This is a genomic window from Geomonas sp., from assembly GCF_056994735.1.
This window is the reverse complement of record NZ_JBXKJL010000096.1, coordinates 1-13,218: the sequence shown is the minus strand read 5'-3', so window position 1 is coordinate 13,218 and position 13,218 is coordinate 1. Positions and strand designations below refer to the sequence as shown.

The 13,218-nt window shown below is 60.5% G+C and carries 13 protein-coding genes; 6 read left to right on the top strand and 7 right to left on the bottom strand.

Translation table 11 applies throughout. The features are described 5' to 3' along the window. Positions 1-41: 41 nt before the first annotated feature. The gene (locus AC11W3_RS04220) at positions 42-542 is read left to right on the top strand and encodes a chemotaxis protein CheW (protein WP_484090262.1); all 501 of its coding nucleotides are present in this window, start codon (positions 42-44) and stop codon (positions 540-542) included. Positions 543-790: 248 nt separating this feature from the next. Here the strand turns inward: AC11W3_RS04220 and AC11W3_RS04215 are convergent, their stop codons facing one another. The 6 genes from AC11W3_RS04215 to AC11W3_RS04190 all read right to left on the bottom strand — a co-directional run bounded on the left by AC11W3_RS04215 (position 791) and on the right by AC11W3_RS04190 (position 5,214). Further along, a complete protein-coding gene (locus AC11W3_RS04215; RefSeq protein ID WP_484092555.1) occupies positions 791-2,332 on the bottom strand; it encodes a Ppx/GppA phosphatase family protein in 1,542 nt (513 codons plus the stop codon). Between the two features lie 308 nt (positions 2,333-2,640). Next, on the bottom strand, positions 2,641-3,162 hold the full coding sequence (locus AC11W3_RS04210; protein WP_484090260.1) for a helix-hairpin-helix domain-containing protein: 522 nt from the start codon (positions 3,160-3,162) through the stop codon (positions 2,641-2,643). 43 nt (positions 3,163-3,205) lie between these two features. Then, on the bottom strand, positions 3,206-3,733 hold the full coding sequence (locus tag AC11W3_RS04205) for a SixA phosphatase family protein (RefSeq protein ID WP_484090259.1): 528 nt from the start codon (positions 3,731-3,733) through the stop codon (positions 3,206-3,208). Positions 3,734-3,993: 260 nt separating this feature from the next. Further along, a complete protein-coding gene (locus tag AC11W3_RS04200; protein WP_484090258.1) occupies positions 3,994-4,599 on the bottom strand; it encodes an ACT domain-containing protein in 606 nt (201 codons plus the stop codon). A 70-nt stretch (positions 4,600-4,669) separates the two neighbouring features. Then, positions 4,670-4,960, bottom strand: coding sequence for a hypothetical protein (locus AC11W3_RS04195; RefSeq protein WP_484090257.1), 291 nt, complete (start codon positions 4,958-4,960; stop codon positions 4,670-4,672). 14 nt (positions 4,961-4,974) lie between these two features. After that, positions 4,975-5,214 carry a hypothetical protein gene (locus tag AC11W3_RS04190; RefSeq protein WP_484090256.1) on the bottom strand — a complete coding sequence of 80 codons (240 nt, stop codon included), beginning with the start codon at positions 5,212-5,214 and terminating at the stop codon, positions 4,975-4,977. A gap of 260 nt (positions 5,215-5,474) precedes the next feature. Here AC11W3_RS04190 and AC11W3_RS04185 point away from each other — a divergent pair, with 260 nt between their 5' ends. The 4 genes from AC11W3_RS04185 to AC11W3_RS04170 all read left to right on the top strand — a co-directional run bounded on the left by AC11W3_RS04185 (position 5,475) and on the right by AC11W3_RS04170 (position 9,811). Further along, complete coding sequence (locus tag AC11W3_RS04185) at positions 5,475-6,803, top strand: amidohydrolase (RefSeq protein WP_484090255.1); 1,329 nt, start codon at positions 5,475-5,477, stop codon at positions 6,801-6,803. 171 nt (positions 6,804-6,974) lie between these two features. Continuing rightward, positions 6,975-7,334, top strand: coding sequence for a VOC family protein (locus tag AC11W3_RS04180; RefSeq protein WP_484092554.1), 360 nt, complete (start codon positions 6,975-6,977; stop codon positions 7,332-7,334). Between the two features lie 250 nt (positions 7,335-7,584). Beyond that, positions 7,585-8,892 (top strand): Nramp family divalent metal transporter, encoded by a 1,308-nt coding sequence (locus AC11W3_RS04175; RefSeq protein ID WP_484090253.1) that lies wholly within the window; start codon positions 7,585-7,587, stop codon positions 8,890-8,892. 4 nt (positions 8,893-8,896) lie between these two features. Next, the gene (locus tag AC11W3_RS04170) at positions 8,897-9,811 is read left to right on the top strand and encodes a universal stress protein (RefSeq protein ID WP_484090252.1); all 915 of its coding nucleotides are present in this window, start codon (positions 8,897-8,899) and stop codon (positions 9,809-9,811) included. A 542-nt stretch (positions 9,812-10,353) separates the two neighbouring features. Here the strand turns inward: AC11W3_RS04170 and AC11W3_RS04165 are convergent. Next, positions 10,354-12,261 carry a DUF3300 domain-containing protein gene (locus tag AC11W3_RS04165; protein WP_484092553.1) on the bottom strand — a complete coding sequence of 636 codons (1,908 nt, stop codon included), beginning with the start codon at positions 12,259-12,261 and terminating at the stop codon, positions 10,354-10,356. Positions 12,262-12,607: 346 nt separating this feature from the next. Here AC11W3_RS04165 and AC11W3_RS04160 point away from each other — a divergent pair. Next, the coding region (locus tag AC11W3_RS04160) for a hypothetical protein (protein ID WP_484092552.1) at positions 12,608-13,218 on the top strand (611 nt) is incomplete at its 3' end.

Genomic DNA, 13,218 nt, shown 5'->3' with positions numbered 1-13,218 from the left:
ACCCGTGCAGGTGTCGCAGAAATAGTGAGGCAGGAGGAACGATGTCTACAATTAACTTACCGGTGAAAAAGGACGAAAGGCAGCACGAACTGATCCAGCTGGTCAGCTTCAGCCTTGGTGAAGAGGAATACGCGGTCGAGGTACTGAAGGTCCGCGAGATCATCCGCATGGCCTCGATCACGCATATTCCCAACACCCCTCCCAGCGTGGAAGGGATCATAAACCTTCGCGGCCAGGTGATCCCGATCGTCTCGCTGAGGAAGAGGTTCAGCATGGAGGCGTGTGACAATGATCATCATACCCGTATCATGGTCATGGACATCGCTGGCAAGCTGATGGGCTTCGTCGTCGATGGCGTTTCGGAAGTCATCCGCATCTCCAGCGGCGAAATTCAGCCGCCGCCTGCCATGGTGGCCGGGGGGATGGACCAGGAATTCATCTGCGGAGTGATCCAGCGCGGCGAGCAGCTTCTGTTGATGCTGCAGCTGGACCTGATGTTCTCGGGAGACGAGCAGGAAGAGTTCAGTGTCATGAACGGCTAGCTTTCGCTGCCAGAGGGGAGTCAACGGGGACCGGGCCAATTGCCCGGTCCCCGTTGTTGTTTCTGAGCTCGTGGGTCCGACTCCCCGCCCCCGGAGGGGGAGGGCAGGGAGGGGGGGAAGAGGAAGCAGGTGAACCCCGCGTCGACGTCAGCCTCGACGTTACATGGTCGGTGAACCGTGCGACCACGTCAGCCCCGGCGTCCCCCCCTTGTCAAAGGGGGGACAGGGGGGATTCGCCTTTAACTCCTTTAGCCTGGAGTCTGCTGCACACCTGCCTCCACGATGACCACCTTGAGATTGAAGGCGGCCTCGAAGAGGTCGCTCTTGGCCTGGGCGCCATGGTGCTCCACCGAGAGGTCCTCCTCGCCGGTCATGGTGATGCGCAGGGCATTGTGGGAGAGGGCGCAGTCCAGCCTTTGCACCGCGCTGTTGCGGCGGCGGTCGAAGCCGTCGCAAAGCCTCAAGATACCGCCCAGCCTCGAAACCAGCACCCGGTCGCTCGCCGCCAGGCGGACGAATTCATCGTGCTTCTTCTTTGGTAGCGCCTTTCTGTGGTAGCGGGCGATGTTGGCCATCAGCTCCCGCTCCCTCGGCGTGAAGCCGAAGAGATCGGCATGGCGGATCAGGTGATAGGAGTGCTTGTGGTGGCTCGCGTAGCTTATGAAGTATCCTACGTCGTGCAGGATGGCGGCTCCTTCCACCAGCCGGGCGTCCTTTTCCGTCAAGCGGAACCTTTCCGCCAGAGCCCTGAAGACCTCCAGCGACAGCTTCGCCACATGTAGAGAGTGCTCGGGCTCGAAGTGGCAGGAGTGCGCGAAGTCGAGGACCGACTCTCGCCAGGACCTGGGCCGTTTTTCCTGCGAAAGGAGCCCCTGCTTCCGCAGCCCCTGCAGTATCAACCCTTCACGGATCCCCCGCTCGTTGACCTTCAGCACGTTTACCTTGAAGAAGTCCATCAGCTCGTCGATGACGGTCACCCCCGCGATGATGATGTCTGAGCGGTCGGGGTTCAGGCCCGGTATGGAGCGGCGCTCCTTGTCGCTCTTTCTCACCAGCATGGCGAGCAGGTGTACGACTTCGGAGCGCAGCAGCTCGTGGCCATGAAGCGAGTCATAACGCTCGCGGGTGGCTCCGGTAATCATGGCGGCGATGGAGGTGGTGGTGCCGCCGGAACCGACCAGGCAGTGCATGCCGGTACGGTCTCCGGTGTAATAGGCCTTGAGGGTCTTCCTGATGTACCTGCGGAGCTTGTCGTGCTCGACAGTGGTCACCGGGTCGCGCTTCAGGAAATTCTCCGTGAGGAAGACCGCCCCGAGTTCCAGGGAGAGGAGCTCCTCCATGTGCGTCCCGAGGGCGGTGATCAGCTCGAGGCTGCCGCCACCGATGTCGTAGATGAGGTAGCGGACCCCTTCCAGGTCGAAGTTGTGGAAGGCGCTCAGGGCGGCAAGTTCGGCCTCCTCCTCGCCGCTTATCACCGCAATGTCGAGGCCGATCCGCTCCTTGATCTCCCTGATGAATTCACTTCCGTTGGCAGCCTTGCGTACGGCGCTGGTGGCAACGGCCTCGATAGAGTCGACCTTGTAGCCGTCGATGATCTTCTTCTGGCGGGTCAGTGCGTCAAGAGCGCGATCCCAGGCCGCCGGCCCGATCCTTCCCGTCTGGTTAAGCCCCTCGCCCAGGCGCACAAGGACCTTCTCATCGTCAAGGATACGGTACTTTCCGTTATTGCGGGGTTCGATGACGAGGCTGCGAATGGAGTTGGTGCCGATGTCAATGGCGGCGAGGCGCATAGGACTCCAGATGTGGGGAGGGGTAACAGGCTTCGACAAGCACGGGGGAAGGGCCGCTCGTGCCGAGCCTGTCGAAACACGTGCAACCCTGATCTGCCTCTATCGGGAAGGCGGCGCAGGTTCCGCGCAGGGGCAAGGCTTTCCTATAACCTGATTAGCATCGCTAATCTCCTGCTATGAGATTGTCATCCCCGAATGCCCTTATCGGGGATCCAGATTTCGCGTCGTTTAGGAGCTGGATTCCCGATCAGAATCGCTTCGGGAATGACAGCTTCGGAAGCTGGCTGAAGATTGGTATTAATCAGGTCCTACAATGCTTTCATCACTGCCTTTCTGGCCCTCTTCAGGCTCTTGTGGATCTTCTTCAGGCCTGCATCGTCGAGCCCTGAAACCCGCTTTTCCACTTTCATGAGGGCCTTCGCGGTCCGCTTCGATCTCTTCTTGCCGCCGCCGCGAAGCTGACCCAAGGCATCCTCCATCCGGACCAGGTCTGCGGTCAGCTTCCTTCCTGTTTTCCCCGTCAGTTGCTCCTGGTGCCGATCTCGCGCTGACTGGGCCAGGGTCTGGATCTTTTCCCTCACCTCCGCCAGCTGTTCCTTTACGGCCTGCTCCCTTTCCGGATGACCCGGTGGCGGCATCGCGGCGAGTTGCCTTGCCTGCTCCACGATCGAGCCGATGGCGCGGGGAGTTATGCCGCGGATCTTTCTCAGACCCTCCTCACCGTCTTGGGCGATCTTGTTGAAACTGTCGTAGCCCGCGTCATGAAGACGCTTGGCCAGGATACTTCCGACTCCCTTCAGCTGCTGCAGATCTGTCGCTTCTTGCGCCATGGACTGCTCCCTTTCAGATGGTCGGTGCTTCCCGCCCGCAGCATCATCCCTGCTGCTGACCCTGCAGCCGTGTCAGGGCTTTTTTGGCTGAGGTGATGATCCTTGCTCCGCCGGTGACGAGCTGGATGAACTCTGCCTTACCCTGGTCTCCGGCACTTCTCTCGAAAGAGACGGTCGCCCCTTTGGCAAGGGAACAGCTCTCCTCCGAGGCGAAGAGGGCCTGGACCAGCATTCCCACATCCGGTTCATGCCCCACCAGCGCTATCTCCTGCGCCTCGGGGTAGGCGTCCAGAAGCTCGTCTAGTCGTCCGGGCCGAAAGCCTGGTCCCAGGAGGGGGGCGACCACCAGCTCGCCGCTGAAGCGGAGCGATTCCGCCAGGATATCAGCCGTCTGCACAGCTCTGATCAGCGGGCTGGTAAGGATGGTGTCGGTGTGGGCTCCGGCCTTTCTGAGCGTCTTCGCTATCTTCCTGAAGCGCTTTCGGCCGCGGCGGGTGAGGAATCTGTTTTCTTCGGATATATTTTCTGATCGATCGACGGCTTCCGCGTGACGTACGATGTGGATAATCATGGCAGGTCCTTGGTTTGGCAATAACGAATACTTTAACCAAGTTGCCGCACTTTGCAACCGCTTCTCCGGGTAAATTAAGCTAGTGTCCTGATGTCAGTATGACAGAGAGGTCTGCAAGAAGGAGTGAGTCTTCAGATGAATAAAGCGAAGAAGCTGTGGTTGTGGTGACTCCACAGCATGTGCCGCAGCAAAGGCAACAGCCTGAGGCAACAAAGGGGATGACTCAAACGCCATCCCCTTTGCACTCTTTCTGTCACATGCTATGCATTGACAATGAGTAGCCGCTCCAGGTTCTCTTTCATGGCGTTGGCGATAGAGTCGGAAGGCTTCGATCCGCCGACTCCTCTGAGCCAGAAGCGGTCGACTGCGGTTTCTCCGACGGTGTCGACAGTCATTTTGACCGGAAACAGGCACCTCATGCTGAAATAGTCCAGGATATCGCCGAGTAACCCGAGCCGGTCGACGCCGCGGACCTCGAGGTAAAGGCTTCCGTCGTGCCGGCTGGCAGGCTCCATCGTGAAGTCCAAAAGAGCGATCTTGCCGGAGGATCGTTCGTAGGGGAGTTCCGTGGCGGCGAGGGCGACATAGTCGATCTTCGTGGGATCTTGCGAGAAAGGAGCCGCTTTCAGCTCGAAGCTGGAATCCCATGCGGTGGTGGTGACCTTTTCGGCCCGCCCGTTGACAATGCTGAGCCGGTGCTTGGCGAGCCCCGCGGTCAGCCTTCCCGTCCAGCCGGGCGAGAGGAACCCCTTCATGGTGAGTTTGTACCCGTTGATCCGGCCGGCGATCGGCTCGATCTGATACCCGCCGCTTCCCAAACCGGCAGGTTCATGCATCACCTCTCTTTGAAACGCCAAACTGTTCATCTTTCTCTCCTTTGAGGTTTTGCCCACTTCTCGTTGTGAGTCATGGTGTCGTCAGTGACTTGTTTTCAGTTCAAGCGAGGATGTCCTGCAAGCATCCGGTAAGAAAGCCGAAGACCTCGCCGCGGGTGCGTACGAAGCGCGGCAGATCCCGGTTCATGATGTCTTCGGCCAAATGGAGCGCCCGCGCGTCGTCGCGCCCCAACTCGTCCATGACCGCCTCCAGCAGGGGGATGATGTCGTACAGGTCGTCCCTGTTGAACGGGGCTTGATCGTGCGAGCCCTGGAATTTTGGCTGGTACCGCGTCTCGATTGCTTTCGGGTATCTGTACTTGAGATCAGACGCCTTGATGGAAAGGCCCATGTTTTCCTCCACGTCTAATGGCAGCCGCAGCCCGAGCCGCTGCAGGCCGTGCCGCAGTCGGACTTCCGCGGCTCGACAACCTCCGGCCGGTACCCGCTGAGAGAGGCCGTGGTGACGAACCACGATCCGTCTATCAGCTCGCCACCAAGCGCTTTCTGCCTCAGCAGCATGAGTATCTTCACTTCGGTCGTTTCCAGTTGCTCCGCTGCCGCCGCCGCCGATACATATTCGACTCCGTCGATGACCATCGTCATAGCTACCCCCTCCAAGTGAGTTGCTCCCTGATTTACACGGAACATGCCAGCGTCCGTAGCGTCCATCAAAGGTGCGGATTTCCGCTCTTTGATGGGATCGGGTCCCTTTCTCAACTCAGGATGCTGCTCATTAATTAGCCATCCCTGCACGGAGGCAAGCACTGGCGGGCAGTGTCGCCGCCGAAGTAAACCCGGTTGATTAGACGAGCCAGACATAGTACTCTGCAGCCACCAAACCCCGAAACGGTATCGAGAGAACGATGATAACGAAAAGAACCGCTGATCGATCAAAAGAAGTAGCACCCTGCGGCGATCTTGATCAGATCACCGGAAGCGAGCTTTCCTCCCTGGTCGCCATTTACGAGCAACTTCATGCCAACCCCGAACTCTCGGGCCAGGAAGAAAAGACATCGGACCTGGTCGCCCGGGAGCTGCGATCTCTCGGTTGTCACGTTACCGAGGGGATCGGCAGATACGAGCACCATGATTGGCCGGGATATGGTGTGGTAGGGGTGCTGGAAAATGGTGCCGGCCCGACCCTGCTGCTGCGGGCCGACATGGACGCCCTGCCGGTCGAGGAGAAGACCGGGCTGCCGTACGCCAGCAAGGCGCGGGGGATCAACCGTGATGGAAAGGCGGTGGCGGTCATGCATGCCTGCGGGCACGACCTCCATGTCACCACCCTGATCGGGGCGGCCCGGGTTCTTTCACGGTTGAAGGATCGCTGGAGAGGGACGCTGGTCCTGGTAGGCCAGCCTGGAGAGGAGGGGGGAGGTGGCGCCGATGCCATGCTGAACGACGGCGCCTACCGGCTCTGCCCGAAGCCGGAGTACGCCCTGGCGCTGCACGTCACCCTGCAACTTGAGACAGGAACCGTCGGCTATGTTCCCGGTCATTTCATGGCCAGCTTCACTGACCTCGAGGTCGTTGTGCGCGGGGTGGGATGTCATGGGTCGGCGCCGGAACTGGGGAAGGACCCCATTGTCATTGCCGCCCAACTGGTTCTCGCCCTGCAGACCCTGGTGAGCCGTGAAAAAGATCCTTTCGAACCGGCAGTCATCACCGTCGGCTCGATTCATGGCGGGACTGCCAGCAACATCATCCCCGACGAGGTGAGGCTGCAGTTGAGCATCAGGACCTATCAGGGCGGCATCCGCGACGGGTTGATAGCCGCCGTGGATCGGATAGCGAGAGGCGTTGCCCTTACCGCGGGGGTGCCGGAAGAGCTGGCTCCCGTCGTGACTGTGAAGGCTTCTCATCCTGCCAATTACAACGATCCGGAGGTGACCGGCCGGGTGGCTGCGGCGCTGAAAGGGGTGCTGGAGGAAGGGAAAGTGCTGAGGACGAAACCGGTGATGGTCAGTGAGGACTTCGGATCCTGGGGCCTCGGCGGAGAGATCCCGACCTGCATGCTCTGGCTGGGAGGTGCCGGTCCCGCTCAGTTCCAGGCGAGCCGGCAGACGGGAGTTCCGCTTCCCTCGCACCACTCTCCTTTCTTTGCCCCGCTCCCCGAGCCGACCATCAGGACGGGCGTGAAGGCCCTGGCCTCCGCCGTTCTCGACCTCCTGAGAGCCGGACCGATATCGTAGGAGCGCCCTTCCGGGCGCGAACAGTTCAGGCTGACGGGGGGCGCGCTTGGGGGTGCGCTTTTATGGGTGTGCGGGGCTACAGATTATGTCTCTGCCCGCTGCAATCCCGTCCGGCTTTGCTAAACTTGCCTGGGTTTCAATCAAGAAAAACCGGCTTGCGGAGGAAAGACCATGGGCAATCCCTTTGTGCATGTTGAACTGATGACTAGTAACGTGAGCAAGTCCAAGGAGTTCTACCAGAGTCTCTTCGACTGGAAGTTCGAGAACGTGCCGGGCGACTATACCTTGATCAAGGTGGGGGAGGGGACGGGAGGAGGAATGATGCAGCATCCCATGCCCGGGCAGCCTTCCCAGTGGTTGCCCTACGTGCTGGTGGCCGATGTCGCCGCCTCGACGGAGAAGGCAAAATCCCTCGGTGCCAACATCGTGAAGCCGGTCACAGAAGTGCCGGGGATGGGTCTCTTCAGCGTCATGATCGACCCCACCGGAGCAACCATTGCCATGTGGCAGACCACGGGGCAGCCAGTGTAGAGGCGTAGGCCACCGGTGCAAATAAAAAGGCCTGCTGCACGCAGGCCTTTTTATTTCCGATCTGCTCCAACAGGCACTGCCGAAGGGGGGAATCGTCACCCTTTCGGAACGGCCCGGGGGATTCGTTTAATGTGGTAAAATTGCTCCTCGTCCACTATCATGCCCGCACCACGGACTGACTCATTGTAATCCTGCATTGCCAGCGAAAGCTCTCAACCGCCCCAAATGATGACAGACAGGAAGAGGCCTCATGCCTGAAGGAAGATCCGCGAAACAGCGCATAACCTCGGATGCGAGGACGGTGGAGAATGCGCTGAACGTCCTCGGGAGCAAGAAGAGGCGGAACATCTTTGCCCGCTGCCTTCCCTTCATGGGGCCGGCCTTCATCGCCAGCGTCGCCTACGTCGATCCCGGCAACTTCGCCACCAATATCCAGGGGGGCGCCAAATTCGGCTACCTGCTGATCTGGGTCATCGTGGCCAGCAACCTGATGGCCATGCTGATCCAGGCCCTGTCCGCCAAGCTCGGTCTGGTCACCGGGATGAACCTCGCCGAGCACTGCCGGGAGCACTTCCCGAGGCCTGTGGTCTACGGCATGTGGGTGCTCATGGAGATCGTGGCCATGTCGACCGACCTGGCCGAGTTCCTGGGTGCCGCGCTGGGCTTTCAGCTCCTGATGGGCGTGCCCCTTCTCGCCGGAGCGGTCCTCACCGCCCTCGCCACCATGCTGATCCTGGGCATGGAGCGTTACGGCTTCCGTCCCCTGGAGGCCGTCATCTCCTCGATGGTCGCTATCATCGCCCTCTGTTATCTCGCCGAGATCTTCATTGTCATGCCGGAGTGGCGGCTTGTTTTGCGAAGCACCTTCGTGCCCCGTTTTTCCGGCGCCGAAAGCGTCTTTCTCGCCTGCGGCATCCTGGGCGCTACCGTCATGCCCCACGCCATATTCCTCCACTCGGCCCTGATGCAGGGGCGCATCGTGGTGCGCGACAAGAAGCGGCTGCAGAGTCTGTATCGTTTCGAGTTGGCTGACGTCGTGGTCGCCATGGGTGTCGCCAGCTGCGTCAATGCCGCTATGCTGATCATGGCGGCCTCCACCTTCTTTTATAGCGGGCACACCTCCGTCGCCAGCATCGAGGAAGCGTACCGGACCCTGGAGCCGCTTCTCGGGTCTGGCGCCAAGTGGATCTTCGGGCTCTCGCTGCTCGTTTCCGGGCTTTCCTCCTCTACGGTGGGGACCGGGGCAGGGCAGGTGATCATGCAGGGTTTCCTGGAGCGGCACATCCCCATCTGGATCCGTCGCCTGATCACCATGGCGCCTTCGTTGATCGTCATCGGCGCCGGGCTTGATCCTACCAGGACCCTGGTACTGAGCCAGGTGGTGCTCAGTTTTGGTCTTCCCTTCGCCGTGATTCCCCTGGTCATGTTCACCAGCCGGGGGGACATCATGGGCGAACTCGTCAACAGGCGGGTTACTACCCTGGTCGCTGCTTTCATCGCGGCCATCATTGTCTTTCTCAATATCTACCTGGTCTACAAGACAGTGTTCAGCGGGTGATACCATGTTCAAGCATATCCTGGTACCGATAGATGGTTCGTTAATGGCCGAGGCTGCGCTCCCGGTGGCGGCTCTCCTTGCGGAGAAACTGCAGGCCCGCGTCACCCTGATACACGTGGTCGAAAGAAACGCGCCCGACGCGGTGCACGGACAGCCCCATCTCAGGCATCCACGCGACGCAGAGGAGTACCTTCGCGAAGTCGCCCGGCGCTCCTTCTCCAGGCATACCGAGGTGAGCTGTCACGTGCATACCAACGAAGTCGATGACGTGGCAGGGAGTATCGTGGCTCACGCCCACGAGTTGGAGCACGACCTGGTAATCATGTGCTCCCACGGGCGCGGGGCGGCCCTGCACCTCTTCCTTGGCAGCATTGCCCAAAGCGTTATCGCGCGCGATTCGACCCCCGTGCTGATCACCCATCCCGATACCGAAGGGAAGCCGCCCGCCTTTGCCTGCAGGCACATCCTGGTGCCGCTCGATGATGATCCCGAACACGCCCAGTCGCTGCCGGTCTCCAAGGACCTGGCCCGTGCCTGCGGGGCGACCCTGCATCTAGCCTTCGTCATACCTGACCTGGCGACACTTTCAGGTGAAACAGCGCTGGCCAGCCGGATGATGCCGGGAACAACCCGGAGGGCGCTCGAGCTGACCACCCAGGACGCCGAGAGGTATTTCCACGATCTGGAAGAGGGGTTAAGGCTGGAGGGATTTCGGGCAAGTGCCCATGTCTTAAGGGGCGATCCGGCCAGCGTCATCGTCGAGGCCGCACAACTCCCGGAGATCGATCTGGTGGTGCTGGGGACTCATGGCAAAACGGGTATGGATGCCTTCTGGGCGGGGAGCGTAGCGCACCGGATCTGCAGCCAGTGCCGCGCCCCGCTGTTGCTGGTGCCGGTCGGGCCTGAGATGACTAAATAGATGATTAAATAATCAAATGTGCGCCCTTCGACAGGCTCAGGGCGAACGGTTGGCTACTTGTGTGCCCTTCGACAGGCTCAGGGCGAACGGTTGCTACTTGTGCGCCCTTCGACAGGCTCAGGGCGAACGGGATGCATAACGAGTTTCTGTTTGTGCTCTTCCTGCCTGCGTGCTTTTGCCTCTCCTAGCGCTGTTGCTGTGTTCTTACTTGTGTGCCCTTCGACAGGCTCAGGGCGAACGGGATGCTACTTGTGTGCCCTTCGACAAGCTCAGGGCGAACGGGATGCATAGCGAGATGTGTCTCTTGATGCTTTTCCTATCCGAGTGCTGCTGGTATGTATTCCTGTGTACTGAGCCTGTCGCAACCTCATCAATGTCTATTCCCTTTCGAGATCCTGCCCCACGTTATCACTATACTCCGTTCGTGCTGAGCCTGTCGAAGCACGATCACTGTCTATTCCCTTTCGAGATCCTGCCCTACGTTATCACTATGTACTCCGTTCGTGCTGAGCTTGTCGAAGCACGCAATTTTTGATCCCAGGCTACCTCCTCGTGCCACCGGGAAAGGACGGGCTCGGTGCGCTTGGAGCTCCCCTCGGCGCAACCGGAGCCGTCGCTCTCGGAGCGACCGGGGCACTGGCTCTAGGTACCACCATTTGGGGCGTTGCCCTTGGTGCCGACATCGGTGGCGTTGCCCTTGGCGTAGAGACCGGGGGAGTTGCCCTTGGTATCGACATCGGAGCCGGCGTTGACCTCGGAACCGCGACGGGCGCAGTGGCTCTCGGAGTAATCGGTGCCGATCGAGGCACAGGAGGTGACCTCGGCGTGGTGATCACAGGAGAACCCGGCGCCGACCCGCCTCGCTGGATTTGCCCATGTCCCTGCCTGTACGGATTTACGGCTCGCGGCGTCGGAGCGGCCGAACCCGGTGCTGCCGGCCGGGGTGTCGCCAGCCCTGGCTCTGAAGTGCTACGCCTGGGCTCGTTCCGATGAATCGTGGTGTTGCTCCCGGGGATTGCTCCGCCCGGAGCTGCCTGGGGACCGGACGGGCCCACCACCGTCCGTCCGCGGTTGATCTCGGTTCCACCAGAGCGTCCACCGCGCTGGCGTACCCCCGGCTGATGCTGACCTCCGCCGGCAGGAGCTCCCGGAGTAACGGTGGTCGGCCCCACTTGGCCGCCTGTCGCTTGCCGGGGGATTGGTCCGCCCGGGGCTGCCTGGGGACCGGACGGGCTCACCACCGTCCGTCCGCGGTTGATCTCGGTTCCACTAGAGCGTCCACCGCGCTGGCGTACCCCCGGCTGACGCTGGCCTCCGCCGGCAGGAGTTCCCGGAGTAACGGTGCTAGGCCCCACTTGGCCGCCAGTCGCTTGCCCACTGGTAGAGATGCTCCGGCTCGGGGTTCCGGGTGATGTTTCCCCTGGCCTTGCTGGTGCCGGCGCACCGCTTCTCCCAGCACCACCGCCAACCGCAGGCTCACCTGGCGCACGCCGCCGTTCTCCTTCAATACCGCGCTGCCGCTCTGCCCCCGGTTGCCGCCGCTCTGCCCCCGGTTGCCGCTGTCGCTCCGTTGTCCCCGGAACAGGTCGCCCCGGCCGCATCATCGGCCCCTGCCGCCGTCGCCAGGTGTCATTCCTCAACTGCTCACGGAATTGGCCCGTGTCGCGCTGCAGGACCCTTTCGTTGACGTTTATTGTCGCTGCCCGCCTGTTGATGTAGACCCCACGCCTGTCATGAACGTACGGTCTGGCCCTGCCGACCCACCCGCCTCCATGCCATCCGTGGTAGTAGACACGGTGTCTGCGCCAGTCGCAGTCACGGTTGAGCCACGCTCCTATGAACAACCCGGCACCGAAGGTGATCAGCGGAAAAGCCGGTTGGTAAGTTTCGAAGTAGATGACGTCAGGATCATAGACCGGCACGTAGACGTATTCCGGTGCCGCCGGCACTATCCTGATCACATCCTGGGTTACGATGACCTGCTGTTGTGAGGTCGTGTAAAGGTTCCCGCGGGCCCTTGCTTCAGCTCGCAGCCTTTGAATCGCGTCCATCACATCTTGCGGCTGATCTATGTAGGCCTGTCCAAGGGCCGCGGTCCAGTCGTTCCTCCTCTCCATCATGAAGAGCACGTCCGGATAGTGCGCCACGGCCTTCACGCTCAGGTCCCACGGCTGGTCATCTATGCTGGGCCCGGAGCCGTAGCTTCGGACATAGTCGGCGGCGTCCTCGATCTGATCGATAAAGGTGGCTGCCGGGAGGATCTGGGCGATCAACGGGTCGGGATAGAGCGCGATGGGGGCCAGGAGGTCGTTGAGTTCGTCAGGTGTGAGGAGGTTCTGATCCGCTTCATCGTAGTAAGCCGCCCCTTCCCCTTGCGCCCACGCCTGATGAACCAGACCCGGGGCGAAGAAGACCAGGACCACAGTAAGAGCCAGTGCTAGCTTTTTCATACTCGTTCTCCATGCAACGCTGGGTTGCATATATGCTCATTTTAAATCAGAACCACCTCTTTTGGGTAAAGAAAGCACAGCGGCTAAGTCCTGTAGTGGTGGCTATTTTTGTCTTGACATTACGGTGAATGGCGGAGACGGAAGTCAGAGTGTGTGGGGGGAGAGGGGTAATGCCAGGGCGGGAAGGATCTGTAACAGAGCGAATATGGAGAAGGTAGTGTCGCCGTCGGGGAAGACGTCAGCTGTGGGCGAGGTGTGGTCGTCTTACTCCATTAATGTTGACGACCCCTGGGCTCATGATATGTTTTAGTAGTTTGGCGGTATCTAATGTTGTCAGGGGGGAACTATGAGGATAAAGAGGTCATCGAGTTTTGCCATCCTCTTCTTCATCTTAATGGCCGGTAGTGCCATGGCGACTCCGTCCACCATCATCTGGATACCGTCGACCGATATCCAGCCTTACCTGGTAGGGCACCTCGGCATAGACAGCTATTTGAGGGGAGCCCGCAACTCGTCCGGCGAAAGGGATCCCAACTTCGTTGATGTCGGTTTCACCATCGGGGTGCTACCTTTTGAAAAGGTCCAGTTGGAACTGGGCTTCGACTACCTGGCCAATGGCCGCAACGACAGCCCCAATGACCAGCATCCCTGGAGCGGCAATATCAAGCTCGGCACGCCGGAAGACTCCATGTTCAAGTATTCCCCGGCGCTCGTCGTCGGTCTCTACAACGCCAGGCCGGTGAAGGACATCGAAACAAAGGATGCCCCCTTCGTGGTATCCGGCCAGAACATCGTCTACGGCCTGGTAGGGAAGACCATCCCTGCCATCGGCCCCGTCCCTTCCCTGGGCAGATTCTCCCTCGGCTACTATAACGGCGCCGATAGGGCGCTGAAGCCCGATGAGAGCGGACTCCTCTTCTCCTGGGACCGCAGCATGACCGAGATTTCTGACAAACT